The following is a 17,302-nucleotide window of genomic DNA, read 5'->3' on the forward strand; positions in this document are numbered from 1 at the left end:
ACTGCCCCCGCGGGACGGACCTTATAATCGTCCTTGTGCGGCGAGAACGTCCGCGCGGATGACCACGAAGCCCCCTTCGGGCGAGGAGGAGACCTTGGAGCGCAAGAGCAATCGTCTGGGGGCGCTCCTCGCGGCCCCGCTCGCCATCGTCTTCTGCGCGACGCTGGTGGCGTGCGGCGGCGGAGAGCCCCAGGGGGGGCAGGGCGAGGCGGAGCCCGGCGAGACCACGCAGGCCATGAGCGTCCCGGAGGAGACCACCGCGGCGGAGGAGACGACCGTCGAGCAGGCGGCGGCGCCGACCGTCGGGCCTGAGGAGCAGACGAACATGCTCCCCGCCGACGGCCAGGAGCCCGACCCGGCCCGGCCCCTGCCCGAGAACCCGCCCGAGGGGGTGGTCACGTACCCCGCGACCACGAACAGGACCGTGGAGGGCGAGATCCAGTACGCGCAGAGGCCGCCGGCCAACGGGGACCACGCGCCGCTGTGGCAGAACTGCGGCTTCTACCCCGAGCCCATCAACGACGTCAACGCCGTCCACAGCATGGACCACGGGGTCGTCTGGATCACCTACTCCCCCGACCTCCCGCAGGACGGGATCGAGACCCTGCGCCCCTACGCCGGCGAGGAGTACGTCATCGTCAGCCCGTACCCGGGCCAGGACGCCCCGGTCATCGCGACCGCGTGGCGCAACCAGATCAAGCTGGACGGCCCCGACGACCCGCGCCTCAGGCAGTTTGTCGACGGCTACAGGAACAGCGAGATCGCCCCGCTCTCCGGCAACCGCTGCGTCGGCGGCGTGGGGGAGCCTGAGCCCGTCGGGTAGCCGTTTCGCGCGCGAGATCGCGGGTACTGATAAGTTCTGACCTACGGAAGATTACGAGGAGGAAACGTATGGAGATAGGAAACGGGCCCGAGGGCATCCTCTCGCAGGAGATGACCGAGAAGCGCGAGGAGATCGTCGAGCTTCTGAAGACGGCGTACTTCATGGAGCTCGAGACGGTGATGAACTACGTCTCCAACTCCACCAACCCCGACGGCGTCAGGGCGCAGCAGATCAAGGAAGACCTGGAGGCGGACATCACCGAGGAGCTGGACCACGCGAGGCAGTTCGCCGCGCGCATCAAGGAGCTCTACGGCGTCGTCCCCGGCTCGCTGGACTTCCACGCGAGCCAGGCTTTCTTGCAGCCGCCGGAGGACCAGACGGACGTGGTGCACGTGATCAAGGGCGTCATCGACGCCGAGGGCAAGGCGATAGAGCACTACACGCGCGTCGTCGAGGCGACGGAGGACTCCGACCCGGTCACCAACGACATGGTCATCGCCATCCTCCACGACGAGCAGGGCCACAGGCGCCAGTTCGAGGGCTTCCTCAAGGAGTACATCGCCGAGGGCAAGGCCTCGAAGTCCGACCTCCCGGCGGCGAGCCCCTCGCCCGAGGAGGGTAGCGCCCTGTAGCACCGGGCCGAGTACCCGCGCGGCAACGAAGGGGGAGCGCCTGATGCGCTCCCCCTTCCCTGTGTCAGAGCGCCTCTACCGGGTCCCCGAGGCGTATCTCCCCTCCGGAGAGCACGTCGGCGCGCAGCCCCCCGCGGTGCACGAGGCCGCGCAGTACCCCCGGGCGGGTGAGCCCTTCGAGGTGGGCGCAGGGCTCGCAGCGCCGCTGGCCGAAGCATTCGACCTCGCCCACCCGGAAGCGCCGTCCTATCAGCGCGTCCAGCTCGATGCCCCTGACGACGAGGTTCCGCCGCGCCTCCGCAGGCGCGAGCTCGACCCCGCTCGCGGCCAGATCCTCCAGCGCCTCGGCCTCGACGAGGGTGAGGTCGTAGCCGCGCCCGTCCGGGTTGGAGAAGGTTCCGGCCCCGCGCTCGTAGCGGTCGCCGCGCAGGCCCCGGCCCGCGACCGCCTCCGCCGACCGCGTCACCGTCATGGGGCCCTCGGCCTCGGCGGCGAGCGAGATCAGCTCCACCGTACCTGCGCCCCCTCCTCCCGGCTCGATCCCGCGCGCCGGGTCGTGCTCCGCCAGCACGTAGGCGGCCTCCAGCACCGGGTTCGCCGTCGCGTCCGGCGCGCCGGACGGGGCGAACACGACGCCGGGCGGCACCCCGAAGAAGACGGCCCAGCCCGACGAGCCGCGGGGCAGGCCGAGGAAGCGCCCCGGCCACTCGAAGCTCTCCGGCGACCGGACGGGGACCAGCCCGAGCTCTCGCCCGGCGAGCCACTGGCGCAGGCCGACCCCACCGTCGTCGGGGACCCCGGATGGATCCACGCCCAGCACGTGGGCGACGCAGGTGGTCAGCGAGGCCGCTGCGCGGTCGTTGGGCTTGGAGTTTCCCATGTCCCGAAGCTCCTTCCGTCTCTCACATGCCCGGTACGGGGACGATGTCGAAGTCTTCCCGGCTCGCCCCGCAGTCGGGGCACTTCTCGGGGAGCTTGCCCTCGACCCGATAGCCGCAGTTCGTGCAGGCCCAGTTTATGGCGTCGGCCTCGCCTTGAGCTTCGGGGTTCGGCTTCTCCCCGCCCGCGCCACGCGGTTCTTCGGACATCTCTATCTCCTCTTCTCCGTTGCTCTTCCGGGGTCATTATGCCCAAGGGCGGGGCCGGCGTAGCGCCGCGGGCGGCCGGACCGGGCGGGGGCTTTGCACTCGCGGAGGTTATCGTTATCCTACGAGGCGGATACGTTCCGAAGAGATCCTTCGCAAGAAACAAAGGAGCGCGGTGCGAGAAGCTTACAAGCCGGTTGTGATCGAGGGCGTCTACCCGGAGCTCGACTGCGGGCGCTACCCCGTGAAGAGGGAGGTGGGCGACACCGTCGAGGTCCGCGCCGACATCTTCAAGGAGGGCCACGACAAGCTTCAAGCCGTCGTCAAGCACCGCGTGAAGGGCAAGCGGAGGTGGGCCGAGAGCCCGATGGAGCTCCTCAACCCCGGCCTCGACCGCTGGGGCGGCTCCTTCGAGGTCACGGAGAACGCCCGCTACGAGTACGCGGTAGAGGCCTGGTTCGACGAGTGGGAGACCTGGCGCTCGGAGACCGAGAAGAAGGTGGACGACGGCCAGATCGTCGAGCTGGAGCTTATCGAGGGGCGCGAGATCGTCGCGAAGGCCTCGAACCGCTCCGGCGACGCCGGGCTCTTCGAGGCGCTGGAGGGGTTCGACGGGGCCTCCTACGAGGAGAGGCTCGGGCTGCTCTTCTCCAAGGATCTGCGCGAGCTTATGGCCGATTACCCCGACCGTTCGAGCTCGACGGTCTACGGGACCCTGGAGATGGTGGTGGACCGGGTTCGGGCGCGCTACGCGGCCTGGTACGAGATGTTCCCCCGCTCGCAGGGGACGGAGCCGGGGAGGAGCGCGACCTTCCGGGAGGCCGAGGCGAGGCTGCCGGAGATCTCCGCCATGGGCTTCGACGTCGTCTACCTCACCCCCATCCACCCCATAGGAGCCACCAACCGCAAGGGCCGCAACAACGCCCTCGTCGCCGGCCCGAGGACCCCGGCAGCCCCTACGGCATCGGCTCGGAGGACGGCGGGCACACGGCCGTCCACCCGGAGCTCGGGACGCTCGAAGACTTCCGCCACTTTGTCGGGGCGGCGAAGGAGCGCGGGATGGAGGTGGCGCTCGACCTCGCGATCCAGGCCTCTCCGGACCACCCCTGGATCAGGGAGCACCCGGAGTGGTTCAAGTTCCGGCCCGACGGGACGATAAAGTACGCCGAGAACCCGCCGAAAAAGTACCAGGACATCGTCAACGTGGACTTCTACTCGGAGGACCGCGAGGGCCTCTGGAACGAGCTGCGCGACGTGATCCTGTTCTGGGTCGAGCAGGGGGTCGAGACGTTCCGGGTGGACAACCCGCACACCAAGCCCCTGCGGTTCTGGGAGTGGGTGATCCGGGAGGTCCAGAGGGACCACCCCGGCGTCGTCTTCCTCTCCGAGGCCTTTACGCGACCGCGCGTGATGCAGGGCCTCGCGAAGCTCGGCTTCACCCAGAGCTACACGTACTTTACGTGGCGCAACGAGAAGGCCGAGATCATCGAGTACCTGACGGAGCTCACGCAGGAGGAGCCGAAGGAGTACATGCGCCCGAACTTCTTCGCCAACACGCACGACATCCTGCCGCACATCTTGCAGTTCGGCGGGCGCCCCGCCTTCCAGATGCGCCTCGTGCTCGCGGCGACGCTCTCCAGCGTCTACGGGATCTACTCGGGCTACGAGCTCTGCGAGAACACGCCGCGCGGCGAGCGCGGGACCACCGTGTACTACGCGGATTCGGAGGTCTACGAGTACAAAGTATGGGATTGGGACCGGCCTGGTAACATCAAGGAGTACGTCACCCGGATCAACGAGATCCGGCGCGAGAACCCCGCCCTCCACGAGCTGACGAACCTCTCCTTCCACGAGGCCAGCGACGAGAACGTCCTGTTCTACTCGAAGACCCTGGGGGAGAACACGGTCTTCGTCGTGGTGAACCTCGACCCGCACGAGGCGCACGAGGCGACGCTCCTCTACCCGCCGGGCCTCGTCGGGGACGGCGAGGCTTATACCGTGGAGGAGCTTATCTTGCAGAACGAGTGGGAGGAGCGGGGCCCGTCGAGGCGGGTCCGGCTGGATCCCGGGCTGAACCCGGCGGAGATCTTCCGCCTCAAGACCCCTAGAACAGAGGCATAGCATGACCCAACTGGAGAGGAACGGAGGCGCCCCGGCGGAAGGGGCGCCGGAGGAGCCCCGCGAGGAGGCGCTCTGGTACAAGGACGCCATCATCTACCATCTCCACGTCAAGGCGTTCTTCGACTCGGACAACGACGGCATCGGCGACTTCAAGGGCCTCACCGAGCGCCTGGAGTACATAAAGGACCTCGGGGCGACGGCGGTCTGGGTGATGCCGTTCTACCCGTCCCCGATGCGCGACGACGGCTACGACATCTCCGAGTACAAGAACGTCCACCCCGACTACGGCACGAAGCGGGACTTCCGCCAGTTCGTGAAGAAGGCCCACGCCCTCGGCCTCAAGGTCATAACCGAGCTCGTCATAAACCACACCTCGGACGCCCACCCGTGGTTCCGCCGGGCGCGCCAGGCCCCCAAGGGCTCGGCGCGGCGCAACTTCTACGTGTGGAGCGACACGTACAAAAAGTACGAGGGCACCCGCATCATCTTCACCGACACCGAGGCCTCCAACTGGACCTGGGACGAGGAGGCCGGCCAGTACTACTGGCACCGCTTCTTCAGCCACCAGCCCGACCTCAACCACGACAACCCGCAGGTCTTCAAGGCGGTCATGAACGTCATGCGCTTCTGGCTCGACGCGGGCGTGGACGGGCTACGGCTCGACGCGATCCCCTACCTTATAGAGCGCGAGGGGACGGACAACGAGAACCTCCCCGAGACGCACGAGGTCTTGAAGAGGATGCGCGCCGAGATGGACGAGCGCTACCGCGACAGGATCTTTATCGCCGAGGCGAACCAGTGGCCCGAGGACGTCCTGCCGTACTTCGGGGACGGGGACGAGTGCCACATGGCGTTCCACTTCCCGCTGATGCCCCGGATATACATGGCCGTCGCGCAGGAGGACCGCCACCCCATCGTCGAGATCATGCACCAGACCCCGGACATCCCGGACGCGGCGCAGTGGGCGATCTTCCTCCGCAACCACGACGAGCTTACGCTGGAGATGGTCACGGACCGCGAGCGGGACTACATGTACCAGACGTACGCCGCCGACCCGCAGATGCGCATCAACATCGGCATCCGCCGCCGCCTCGCCCCGCTCATGGAGAACGACCGGCCCCGCATAGAGCTGTTGAACAGCCTGCTCTTGAGCATGCCGGGCACCCCGGTCCTGTACTACGGGGACGAGCTCGGGATGGGGGACAACGTCTTCCTCGGCGACCGGGACACGGTGCGCACCCCGATGCAGTGGACCGGGGACCGCAACGCCGGGTTCTCGCGCGCCGAGCCCGCCCGGCTCTACCTCCCCCCGATCATGGACCCCGTCTACGGTTTCCAGTCGGTGAACGTGGAGGCCCAGGCGCGCAACACGGGTTCGCTCTTGAACTGGATGAGGCGCATCATCGCGGTCAGAAAGGCCCACAAGGCCTTCGGCCGGGGGACGCTGGAGTTCCTTCACCCCGGCAACCGCAAGGTGCTCGCGTACATCAGGGAGCACGAGGACGACACGATCCTGTGCGTCGCGAACCTGTCGCGCTCGGCCCAGCCCGTCGAGCTTGACCTCTCGCGCTTCCGCGGGAGGGTCCCGGTCGAGCTCATGGGCGGGGCGAGCTTCCCGCCCATCGGCGAGGCCGGCTTCCCGTACCTCCTGACCTTGCCCGGGCACTCGTTCTACTGGTTCCGGCTGGCGACGGAGGCCCAGGCGCCGAGGTGGCACCAGGAGGCCCCCCCGGCGCTGCCCGAGCCGCCCGTCGTGGTGCTCCCGGCCGGGCGCGAGGTCGCGCCCAACGGCGCGCTCCTCCGCCTCGGCAAGCGCCAGCTCGCCCAGCTCGAGAAGGACGCGCTGCCGGCGTTCCTCGGGGCGCGGCGATGGTTCGCCGCCAAGGGCGAGAAGGTCGAGAAGATCGAGGTCTCCGAGATCGTGGAGATGGACAACCGGATCCTGGCCCTCCTGGAGGTCGGCCTCGCCGGCGAGGACGGCCGGGAGGGGCAGCTCTACGCCCTGCCGCTCGCGGCGACGTGGGAGGAGGGCAGGGAGGACGTCTACGCGCCGCTCGCCCCCTACGCCGTCGCGAAGCTCAGGCGCAGGGCCAGGGTCGGCGTGCTGCACGACGCCGTCGCCGACGACGACTTCTGCCGCTACCTCTTGCGGGCGATGAGCGACGAGGAGCGGGTCACGACGGAGCGCGGGGAGATCCGGTTCACCAAGACCGCCGTCCTCGACGAGATTGTCGGGGAGGACGGGGTGGAGGCGCTCTCCGTGAGGCGCTCGGGGGTGGAGCAGAGCAACACCTCGATCGTCTTCGGCGAGAGGCTCGTCGCCAAGCTGTACCGGAGGCTCCGGCGCGGCATCAACCCGGAGCTCGAGGTCGGACGCTTCCTGACCGAGGTCGCGCGCTTCGAGCATACCCCGCCGCTCGCGGGCGCCGTCGAGTACCACGGTCCGAGCGGCGAGACGACGCTGGCGATCCTCCAGGGCTTCGTCCCGAACCAGGGCGACGGCTGGTCCTACGTCCTCGACCGGCTCGCGCTGTACCTGGAGGACCGCCTGATCTCGCCGTGGACCCCGGACGAGGACGCGGGCGAGGAGGGGGAGGAGACGGACGCCTTCTTTCTCGGCCTGATGCGCACCCTTGGTTACCGTACCGGTGAGCTTCACAAGGCCTTCGCCACCCCGAACGACGACCCGGCGTTCTCGCCGGAGCCCGTCTCGGCGGAGGAGTTTCGGAGCTGGACGGAGGGGGTCCGCCGCGAGGCGGACGAGACCCTGGAGGTCCTCCGGAGCCGCAGGGACGCGCTCCCCGGTGAGCTCACGGGGGAGGTCGACGAGCTGCTCGGGCGGCGCGAGGAGCTTATGGGCCGCCTCTCGGAGATCTCCGGCCTCGACGTCGAGACCGTGAAGACGCGCCACCACGGCGACTACCACCTCGGGCAGGTCCTCGTCTCGAACAACGACTTCCAGATTATAGATTTCGAGGGGGAGCCGGGCCGTCCGATGGGGGAGCGCAGGGCCAAGCACTCGCCGATGCGCGACGTCGCCGGGATGCTCCGCTCGTTCAACTACGCCGCCTACGCCGCGTTCAACGACGTGAGCATCGAGCGCCTGGACCACACCGAGAGCATGGAGCGGTGGATCAAGGACTGGGAGAAGGGCACCCGGGACGCCTTCCTGGAGGGCTACCAGGGCGGGGCCGCCGGCTCCTCGTCCTACCCCGAGGACCCCGAGCAGGCGGAGGCGCTCATCGAGCTCTTCACGCTGGAGAAGGCCCTCTACGAGGTCCGCTACGAGCTGGACAACCGGCCGGACTGGCTCCCCATCCCGGTGAGGGGCATCCTGGACCTGTTGCGGGGGCACCACCCCGACGACCCCGGGAGCGGGACCGAGAAGCAGAAGATCGAGGAGGTCTGATGGAGCACGCGCAGGAGGCGGCGGCGCGCGCCGTGACGAGGGGCGAACACCCGGACCCGTTCTCGTTTCTCGGGATGCACGAGGAGGGCGAGGGCAACCTGGTGGTGCGGGCCTTCGTCCCCGGCGCCCGCTCCGTCTCGGTGGTCGCCGAGGACGGGCGCCCTTTAGGCGAGCTTGAACCCGCGGGCGCTGAGGGGCTCTTCGCGGGCCCCGTCGCGACAGAGGGGCGGGTGGCGTACAAGCTGCGCGCCAGGAACGACGGGGGCGAGTGGGAGTTCGAGGATGCGTACCGCTTCCCCTCGGCCGTGAGCGACTACGACCTGTACCTCTTCGGCGAGGGGAACCACCTCGGCCTCTACGAGTGGATGGGGGCGCACGTCCGGGAGATCGAGGGCGTGCGCGGCGTCCTGTTCACCGTCTGGGCGCCGAACGCGAGCCGCGTCTCCGTCGTCGGTCACTTCAACGGGTGGGACGGGCGCCGGCACGTCATGCGCAAGCACCACTCGGTCGGGGTCTGGGAGATCTTCGTCCCCGGCATCGGCGGGGGCGAGAGCTACAAGTACGAGATCAAGGGCCCGACCGGCAACTTCATGCCCCTCAAGGCCGACCCGTTCGGCACGAGGGCGGAGGGGCTCCCGGGGACCGCCTCCGTCGTCCACGACGCGTCGAGCTACTCGTGGGGCGACGCCGAGTGGATGGAGAACCGGCTCAGAAGGAACGCCCACGACGCGCCTATCGCGATCTACGAGGTCCACCTCGGCTCGTGGCGGCGCAACGAGGACGGGACGTATTTCACCTACGATCAACTCGCCGACGAGCTCGTCTCCTACGTCTCGGAGATGGGCTACACGCACGTCGAGTTTCTGCCGCCGACGGAGTACCCCTTCGACGGCTCGTGGGGCTACCAGCCCCTCGGGCTCTACGCCCCGACGAGCCGCTACGGCTCGCCGGACGACTTCAAGAACCTCGTCGACTCCTTCCACAGGGCCGGCATAGGCGTGATCATGGACTGGGTCCCGGCCCACTTCCCGGAAGACCCGCACGGCCTGGCCTTCTTCGACGGCACCCACCTCTACGAGCACGCCGACCCGCGGCGCGGCCGCCACGCCGACTGGGGGACCCTGGTCTTCAACTTCGGCCGCCGCGAGGTCCAGAACTACCTCCTCGCGAACGCCCTGTTCTGGCTGTCGGAGTACCACATCGACGGTCTCAGGGTCGACGCCGTCGCCTCCATGCTCTACCTCGACTACTCGCGCGAGGAGGGCCAGTGGGTCCCGAACGAGTTCGGCGGCAACGAGGACCTCGAGGCCGTCGCCTTCCTCAAGCGCCTCAACGAGACGGTCTACGCCGAGCACGCCGAGACCCAGACGTACGCCGAGGAGTCGACCGCGTGGCCGCAGGTCTCGGGCCCGGTCTACGCGGGGGGCCTCGGGTTCGGCTACAAGTGGAACATGGGTTGGATGCACGACACCCTCGACTACATGAGCGAGGACCCGATCAACCGCCGTCACCACCACGACAAGCTCACCTTCGGGCTCGTCTACGCGTTCAACGAGAACTTCGTCCTCCCGCTCTCGCACGACGAGGTGGTGCACGGCAAGGGCTCCCTCATCCGCAAGATGCCCGGCGACGAGTGGCAGAAGTTCGCCAACCTGCGCGCCTACTACGGCTTCATGTACGGCCACCCGGGGAAGGAGCTCCTGTTCATGGGCGGCGAGTTCGCCCAGGAGCGGGAGTGGAACCACGACACCGGCCTCGACTGGCACCTCCTCGACGGCCGCTACCACGCGGGCGTCCGCGACCTCGTCCGCGACCTGAACGGGCTCTACAAGACGACGCCTGCGCTCCACGAGGTCGACTTCGAGCCGGCCGGCTTCGAGTGGGTCGAGGGCGGGGACAGCGAGAGGAGCGTCTTCGCGTTCCTCAGGCGGAGCCGCGACGGCGAGGACCACGCGATCGTCGTCTGCAACATGACCCCCGTCGTCCGCGAGGACTACAGGGTCGGCGTCCCCGGCGGGGGCTCCTACGGCGAGGTCCTCAACACGGACCGGGAGGCCTACGGCGGGAGCGGCGTCGGCAACGGCGGCAACCTCTCGGCCGAGGCCGTTCCGGCGCAGGGGCGGGACTTCTCCCTCTCGCTGACGCTGCCGCCTTTATCGACGATAATCTTGAGGCCGGCGAGCTAGCCGGCCCGCCGTCCCGCCGGCTCCGGAGGCGAGCGGGGCGGGCTCCACCCACCACGCGCGGCGGCCGCTACGCGGCGTAGCGCCCATGGTGACGAATAGACCGTTGCACGTCCAAACACGAGAACCGTATGCCGGAGGCGTGCCAACGGACCGGCTCCACAGAAAGGAAACAATGTCCCCCAACGGCTCCATCTCGAACAGACCGGTCCTGCCCGGCTCACCGTACCCGCTCGGCGCGACCTGGGATGGGTCGGGGACGAACTTCGCCCTGTTCTCGCAGAACGCCATGGGGGTCGAGCTCTGCCTCTTCGGGGCCCCGGAGGGCTCCCTCGGCGACGCCTCGGGGCACGCGACGCCCGGGAGGAGCGCGTCTCCGTTGGGGAGAAGACCGAGGGGGTGTGGCACCTCTACCTGCCGGGCGTCGGGCCGGGCCAGGAGTACGGCTACCGCGTCTCGGGGCCTACGACCCCGAGGCCGGGCACCGCTTCAACCCCAACAAGCTGCTCCTAGACCCTTACGCCAGGGAGATCTCCGGCACCGTCGACTGGGAGGGGCCCACTTCGGCTACAAGCTCGGGAGGACGACCTCGTCCCGGACGAGGAGGATAACGCCGCGAGCGTCCCCAAGGCGAGGGTCGTCGAAGGGTCGTTCTCCTGGGGGGACGACCGCGCGCCGCGCACGCCGATGGAGGGGTCCGTGATCTACGAGGCCCACGTCAAGGGCATCACGGCGCTCCATCCAGGGGTGCCCGAGCCCCTTCGCGGCACCTACGCGGGCCTCGCCTCGGACGCGATGATCGAGCACCTCACCTCCCTCGGCGTGACGGCGATAGAGCTGCTGCCGATACACGCCTTCGTCGACGACAAGCACCTCGTGGACGAAGGCATGAGGAACTACTGGGGCTACAACACTCTAGGCTTCTTCGCCCCCGAGGGGCGGTACGCGGCGACGGGGGATGCCGTCGGCGAGTTCAAGGCGATGGTGAAGCGCATGCACGAGGCGGGGATAGAGGTGATCCTGGACGTCGTCTACAACCACACCGCGGAGGGGAACCACCTCGGCCCCACGCTCTCGTTCCGCGGGATAGACAACGCGAGCTACTACAAGCTCGTCGGGGGCGACCCCCGCCACTACATGGACTACACCGGGACCGGCAACTCCCTGGACCTGCACAACCCGCGCGTCATGCAGCTCGTGATGGACTCCCTGCGCTACTGGGTCGAGGAGATGCACGTCGACGGCTTCCGCTTCGACCTCGCGACCACGCTCCTGCGCGAGGAGCACCACTACGACCCCGCGGGCGGCTTCGCCCGGGCGGTCCGCCAGGACCCGGTCCTGCAGGGGGTCAAGCTCATCGCCGAGCCCTGGGACGTCGGGGAGGGGGCTATCAGGTCGGCGGCTTCCCCGCGCCGTTCTCGGAGTGGAACGGCAAGTACCGCGACGACGTGCGCGCCTACTGGAAGGGCGAGGGCGGGTTGGTGGGGGAGCTCGCCTCCAGGATCACGGGCTCTAGCGACCTGTACGGGGAGGCCGGGGACGCCAGGCCCCGTGGGCGAGCGTCAACTTCGTCACCGCCCACGACGGCTTCACCCTCAAGGACCTCGTCTCGTACAACGAGAAGCACAACATGGCCAACGGCGAGGAGAACCGCGACGGCGAGTCGAACAACGACTCCTGGAACTGCGGGGTCGAGGGGCCGACGGAAGACCCCGAGGTGCTCTCCTTGAGAGACCGCCAGCGGCGCAACATCCTCGCCACGCTCCTCATCTCGCAGGGCGTGCCCATGATCCTGGCCGGCGACGAGGTCGGACGGACGCAGGGCGGCAACAACAACGCGTACTGCCAGGACAACGAGATCTCCTGGACGCGGTGGGACCTCTCCCCGGAGGACGAGGCCTTCCTCCTCTTCGCCCGCCGGATCATGGGCCTCCGCAAGGAGCACCCCGCCCTCCGCCTCGGGCACTTCTTCAAGGGGCGCGGGGAGGGTGGCGAGCCGGAGGTGACGTGGCTCGACCCGAAGGGCCTGGAGATGACCGCGGAGGAATGGAGCACCGGCTTCGCCCGCTGCCTGGGGCTCAGGATCTTCGGCGGCTCCCTCGTCGGGGTCGAAGACGACGACCTCCTGATCCTGTTCAACGCCCACCACGAGACGATCCCGTTCGCCCTGCCCGAGGAGCACGAGGACCTCCGCTGGAACGTCGCCCTCGACACGAGCCACGAGGAGGGCCTGGAGCCCGACGGCGTCTACAAGCCGGGCGACGAGTACCCCCTCGCCGCCCGCTCCCTTGCCCTCCTGCGCCACCCTCGCCGCAAGGATGGGGAGCAGGGGTGAGGTTCCGCCACGAGACGCCCTTCGGGGCGAACCTCCTCGGCGACGGCCGGGCCCGCTTCGCCCTGTGGGCCCCGGACGCGGGAGCGTCGAGCTCGTCCTGAGGGGCGAGACCGTCCCCATGAAGGGGGCGAGGACGGCCTCTTCGAGGTCGAGGCCGGGGCCGAGCACGGCGACCTGTACCGCTACCGCATCGACGGGACCAGGAGGTTCCCGACCCCGCGTCGAGGTACCAGCCCGAGGACGTGCACGGGCCGAGCATGGTCGTGGACCCGAACGGTTCGAGTGGGACGACGAGGGTTGGCGCGGGCGGCCCTGGGAGGAGACCGTCCTGTACGAGCTGCACGTCGGGACGTTCAGCCCCGAGGGCACCTTCACCGGGGCCGAGGCGCGGCTCGACTACCTCGCGGGCTCGGGGTGACGGCGGTCCAGATCATGCCGCTCTCCGACTTCCCCGGCGCCAGAAACTGGGGCTACGACGGGGTCCTGTCCTACGCCCCCGACTCCTCCTACGGCACGCCCGAGGAGCTCAAGAGCCTCGTCCAGGCGGCGCACAGAAGGGGCTTGCAGGTCTTTCTCGACGTCGTCTACAACCACTTCGGGCCGGAGGGAAACTACCTCTACGCCTACGCGAAACGCTTCTTTACGGAGCGCCACGAGACGCCGTGGGGGGCCGCGATCAACTACGACGGAGAGGGCAGCCCCTTCGTCCGCGACTTCTTCGCCCACAACGCCCTGTACTGGCTGGAGGAGTACCGCTTCGACGGGTTGAGGTTCGACGCGGTACACGCGATCCAGGACGATTCGGAGCCTCACTTCCTCGAGGAGCTCTCCCGCCGCATTAGGAGCGGCCCCGGGGCGAGCCGCCACGTCCACCTCGTCTTGGAGAACGAGGGCAACACCGCCTCGTACCTCAGGCCCCGGGGCGCCGGCGCCCCGCTCTACGACGCTCAGTGGGACGACGACTACCACAACTCCCTGCACGTCGTTCTTACCGGAGAGGACGCGAGCTACTACGCGGACTACGCCGACGCCCCGGTAGGGCGCCTCGCGCGCTGCCTCGCCGAGGGGTTCGCGTACCAGGCGGAGACCTCCCCCAACAAGGGCGAGGTTCGGGGCGAGCCGAGCGGGGACCTCCCGCCGACCGCCTTCGTCTCGTTTCTGCAGAACCACGATCAGGTCGGCAACAGGGCTTTTGGGGACAGGATCTCCGCCCTCGCCCCGCGCGAGGCCGTGAGGGCCGCGGCGGCGATCTACCTCGTCTCCCCTCACGTCCCGATGCTGTTCATGGGCGAGGAGTGGGCCGCCTCCACCCCGTTCCTGTTCTTCTGCGACTTCGAGGGCGACCTCGCCCCCCTCGTCACGGAGGGCAGGCGCGCGGAGTTCGCCAAGTTCCCCGAGTTCTCCGACCCCGAGACGCGCGACCGCATCCCCGACCCCGGCGCCGAAGGTACCTTCCGCGCCTCCTCCCTGAAGTGGGACGAGCGCGAGGGCGCCGGGCACGCCGAGACCCTTCAGTCGTACCGGGAGCTCCTCGCGCTCCGCGCCCGCGAGATCGTCCCGCGCCTCCCGGGGACGCGGGGCGGGGGCACCTTCCGACTCGTCGGCGAGCGCGGCCTGGAGGCGAGCTGGACCCTCGGCGACGGCTCGGCCCTCACGCTTCTCGCGAACCTCGGCCCCGAGCGCGGCACGGGCTTCGAGAAGCCCGCCGGAGGGCTCCTGTACGCCACGGACGACGCGTTGCAGGGGGACGCCCTGCCGCCGTGGTCCGTCGCGTGGTACCTGGCGGAGGGGGCGCGATGAGGGTCCCGCGCGCGACTTACCGGGTACAGGTCAGCGGCGGTTTCCGCTTCGAGGACGTGAAGGGGCTCGCGCCTTACCTCGCGAGGCTCGGGGTGAGCGACCTGTACTCCTCGCCGTACACGAAGGCGCGCCCCGGCAGCACCCACGGCTACGACGTCGTGGACCACAACGAGCTGAACCCGGAGATCGGGACGCCCGGGGAGTACGAGGAGATGGTGCGCGCCCTGCACGAAGGGGGGATGGGTCAGGTCCTGGACATCGTCCCGAACCACGTCGGGGTGGGGAGCGAGAACGAGCGCTGGACGGACGTGCTGGAGCACGGCCCCGCCTCGGAGAACGCCTCCTTCTTCGACATAGACTGGTACCCGATCAACCGCCCCGAGCTCCGCGGCAAGGTCTTGCTCCCCGTCCTCGGCGACCACTACCGCGCCACTTTGGAGAACGGCGAGCTCGTGCTCCGCTTCGACCGCGACGAGGGCTCCTTCTCCGTCTTCTTCTACGATCACCGCTTCCCCGTCGACCCGAAGACGTACCCCGAGATCCTGGAGAGCCTGCCGCTCCCCGAGGGCGAGGCGGAGACGATGGAGCTGGAGAGCCTCGCGACCGCCTTCGGCAACCTGCCCGGCCGGGACGAGACGGGCGAGGAGCGCGTCGGGGAGAGGATGCGCGATTCGGCGGTCAACGAGGCCCGGCTCGCCCGCCTGTGCGGGTCCTCGTCGGAGGTCCTGGGCGCCGTGGAGCGGCGCGTCGAGGGGCTCAACGGGAACGTCGGAGAGCCGGAGAGCTTCGAGGGGCTGCACCGGCTCCTGGAGGAGCAGGCGTACCGGCTCGCGTACTGGCGGGTGGCGAGCGACGAGATCAACTACCGCAGGTTCTTCGCCATAAACGACCTCGCCGGCATCCGGCAGGAGGACCAGCCCGTCTTCGAGGCCACGCACGAGCTCGTCCTCGGCCTGCTGAGGGACGGCAAGATAAACGGCCTCCGCATAGACCACCCCGACGGCCTCTACGACCCGGCGGGCTACTTCGAGGACCTGCAAGACGCGGCCTCCGAGGCCCTGAGGAAGGGCGAGGGGGAGCCGCCGGCGTACGTGGTGGTCGAGAAGATCCTGGCCGCCCACGAGCGCCTCCCCGAGGACTGGCCGGTCTCCGGCACGGTCGGCTACGAGTTCATGAACCTCCTGAACGGCCTGTTCGTCGACGCGTCGGGCGAGGAGGGCATCGACCGGGCCTACCGGCGCTTCACCGGTCGTGCCACCACCTTCGAGGACCTGCTCTACGCCTCCAAGAAGATCGCCATGCGCGACGAGCTGGCGAGCGAGCTGAACGTCCTCTCCCGACGGCTCCTGCGCATCGCCGAGGGCTTCGCCGGGCGCCGCCAGTACGACTTCACCCTCCACGTCGTCCGCGACACCATCACCGAGGTCGTCGCCCGGTTCCCGATCTACCGCACCTACGTCAGGCCCGGGCACGTCTCCGAGGCCGACCGGAGGTACATAGACTGGGCCGTGGGCAGCGCGAAGAAGAGGACCACCGCCCCGGACACGAGCTCCTACGACTTCCTGCACGAGGTCCTGCTGCTCGAGGAGGAGGGACCCGCGGAGTACCGGCGGGCCGTGGAGGCGTTCGTCGGGAAGTTCCAGCAGTACACGGGGCCGGTGATGGCGAAGGGGATGGAGGACACCTCGCTGTACATCCACAACCGCCTCCCCTCCCTCAACGAGGTAGGCGGCGAGCCCGAGCGCTTCGGGGTCTCGGTCGCGGCCTTCCACATAGAGAACGCCGAGCGGGCGCGGCGCTGGCCGGGCGCGATGCTCTCGACCTCCACCCACGACACCAAGCGCGGCGAGGACGTGCGGGCCAGGATCAACGTCCTCTCCGAGATGCCTTCTCTCTGGCGCGAGAACCTCCTGCGGTGGGGCAGGGCGAACCGCACGCGCCGTCGCGTGGTCGAGGACCACCCCGCCCCGAGCCGCAACGACGAGTACCTCCTCTACGCGACCCTCCTCGGCGCCTGGCCCCTCGAAGGGTTGGACGGGCTCGATGAGGAGGGCCTCGAAGACTTCCGCGGGCGCATCCGGGCCTACATGGAGAAGGCGATAAAGGAGGCCGGAACCCACACCTCGTGGACGAACGCGAACGAGGAGTACGAGGGGGCGATCTCCCACTTCGTCGACGCTCTCCTCACCCCCTCCGAGAACGACCTCTTCCTTCAGGAGTTCCTGCCGTTCGCCCGCGGGGTAGCCCGTCTCGGCGCCCTCAACAGCCTCTCCCAGACCCTCCTCAAGCTCACCGTCCCCGGCGTCCCGGACGTCTACCAGGGGAACGAGCTCTGGGACTTCAGCCTCGTCGACCCGGACAACCGCCGCCCCGTCGACTACGGCATGAGGAAGAAGCTGCTCGACGGTCTGGAGGGGATGGACCCCGCCGGCCTCGCGGACGGCGTGACCTCCATGCTCGAAGAAGGCGAGTGGCAGGACGGCCGGCCGAAGCTCTACCTCACCTGGCGCGCCCTCGGGCTCAGGCGGGAGAGGCCGGCCCTCTTCTCGGAGGGGGAGTACGTCCCGCTCGGGGTCTCGGGGGAGGGGGCCGACCACCTCGTCGCCTTCGCCCGCGTCCTGGGGGACGAGGCGGCCGTCGTCGTCGCCCCCCGGCTCGTCGCGTCCCTCGCGGACGACTCCGGCGCCCTGCGCCTCCGGCCGGAGTCCCTCGCCAGCATTAGCGTCGAGCTCCCGGCGGGCCTCGCCGGGACGGGCCTGACGGACGTCCTGACCGGGGAGCTCGTGGCCGTGGAGGAACGGGAGGGCGCTTCGACCGTCCGCGCCGACGAGCTTCTCCGCGGCTTCCCGGTGGCCCTGCTAGCCTCCCGGTAGAGACCTCACCGGCCAGGGCGCGACGCGCTCGTGGGGTCGCG

General features: G+C 69.2%; 7 protein-coding genes and 3 pseudogenes. 8 read left to right on the plus strand and 2 right to left on the minus strand.

The genetic code is table 11. The features are described from left to right. Positions 1–58 precede the first annotated feature (58 nt). Together GBA65_RS02880 and GBA65_RS02885 are read left to right on the plus strand one after the other, a co-directional pair. Entirely contained in the window at positions 59–823 is a 765-nt protein-coding gene (locus GBA65_RS02880) for a DUF3105 domain-containing protein (RefSeq protein ID WP_228281629.1), read from the plus strand. Positions 824–891: 68 nt separating this feature from the next. Then, positions 892–1,455 (plus strand): ferritin-like domain-containing protein, encoded by a 564-nt coding sequence (locus tag GBA65_RS02885; RefSeq protein WP_207956103.1) that lies wholly within the window; start codon positions 892–894, stop codon positions 1,453–1,455. Positions 1,456–1,519: 64 nt separating this feature from the next. On the opposite strand, the gene GBA65_RS22705 is transcribed toward GBA65_RS02885, so the two are convergent. Next, entirely contained in the window at positions 1,520–2,335 is an 816-nt protein-coding gene (locus GBA65_RS22705; protein WP_207956104.1) for an MOSC domain-containing protein, read from the minus strand. A gap of 22 nt (positions 2,336–2,357) precedes the next feature. Beyond that, a complete protein-coding gene (locus tag GBA65_RS02895) occupies positions 2,358–2,543 on the minus strand; it encodes a rubredoxin-like domain-containing protein (RefSeq protein ID WP_166395295.1) in 186 nt (61 codons plus the stop codon). A gap of 172 nt (positions 2,544–2,715) precedes the next feature. Between GBA65_RS02895 and GBA65_RS26980 the strand changes: the two are divergent. The 6 genes and pseudogenes from GBA65_RS26980 (at position 2,716) to treY (ending at position 17,261) form a co-directional block, all read left to right on the plus strand. Further along, a pseudogene (locus GBA65_RS26980) lies at positions 2,716–4,661 on the plus strand (alpha-1,4-glucan--maltose-1-phosphate maltosyltransferase). Between the two features lies 1 nt (position 4,662). Beyond that, on the plus strand, positions 4,663–8,070 hold the full coding sequence (treS, locus tag GBA65_RS02905; protein WP_166395296.1) for a maltose alpha-D-glucosyltransferase: 3,408 nt from the start codon (positions 4,663–4,665) through the stop codon (positions 8,068–8,070). Beyond that, positions 8,070–10,256, plus strand: a complete 2,187-nt coding sequence (gene glgB / locus GBA65_RS02910; protein ID WP_166395297.1) for a 1,4-alpha-glucan branching protein GlgB — start codon at positions 8,070–8,072, stop codon at positions 10,254–10,256. The genes treS and glgB overlap by 1 nt, the downstream gene beginning before the upstream one ends. A 172-nt stretch (positions 10,257–10,428) precedes the next feature. Then, positions 10,429–12,588, plus strand: a pseudogene (gene glgX, locus GBA65_RS26045) (glycogen debranching protein GlgX). Beyond that, positions 12,585–14,388, plus strand: a pseudogene (treZ, locus tag GBA65_RS02925) (malto-oligosyltrehalose trehalohydrolase). The pseudogenes glgX and treZ overlap by 4 nt, the downstream one beginning before the upstream one ends. After that, positions 14,385–17,261, plus strand: a complete 2,877-nt coding sequence (gene treY / locus GBA65_RS02930; protein WP_166395298.1) for a malto-oligosyltrehalose synthase — start codon at positions 14,385–14,387, stop codon at positions 17,259–17,261. Before treZ ends, treY begins: the two are co-directional and overlap by 4 nt. Positions 17,262–17,302: the final 41 nt, after the last annotated feature.

This window comes from Rubrobacter marinus (assembly GCF_011492965.1).
Classification (GTDB): Bacteria; Actinomycetota; Rubrobacteria; order Rubrobacterales; family Rubrobacteraceae; genus Rubrobacter_F; species Rubrobacter_F marinus.

Bases quoted from the DNA above. Each gene is read 5' to 3' on its own strand.
- GBA65_RS02880 (WP_228281629.1), top strand. From the start codon at position 59: ATGACCACGAAGCCCCCTTCGGGCGAGGAGGAGACCTTGGAGCGCAAG.
- GBA65_RS02885 (WP_207956103.1), top strand. From the start codon at position 892: ATGGAGATAGGAAACGGGCCCGAGGGCATCCTCTCGCAGGAGATGACC.
- GBA65_RS22705 (WP_207956104.1), bottom strand. From the start codon at position 2,335: ATGGGAAACTCCAAGCCCAACGACCGCGCAGCGGCCTCGCTGACCACC.
- GBA65_RS02895 (WP_166395295.1), bottom strand. From the start codon at position 2,543: ATGTCCGAAGAACCGCGTGGCGCGGGCGGGGAGAAGCCGAACCCCGAA.
- treS (WP_166395296.1), top strand. From the start codon at position 4,663: ATGACCCAACTGGAGAGGAACGGAGGCGCCCCGGCGGAAGGGGCGCCG.
- glgB (WP_166395297.1), top strand. From the start codon at position 8,070: ATGGAGCACGCGCAGGAGGCGGCGGCGCGCGCCGTGACGAGGGGCGAA.
- treY (WP_166395298.1), top strand. From the start codon at position 14,385: ATGAGGGTCCCGCGCGCGACTTACCGGGTACAGGTCAGCGGCGGTTTC.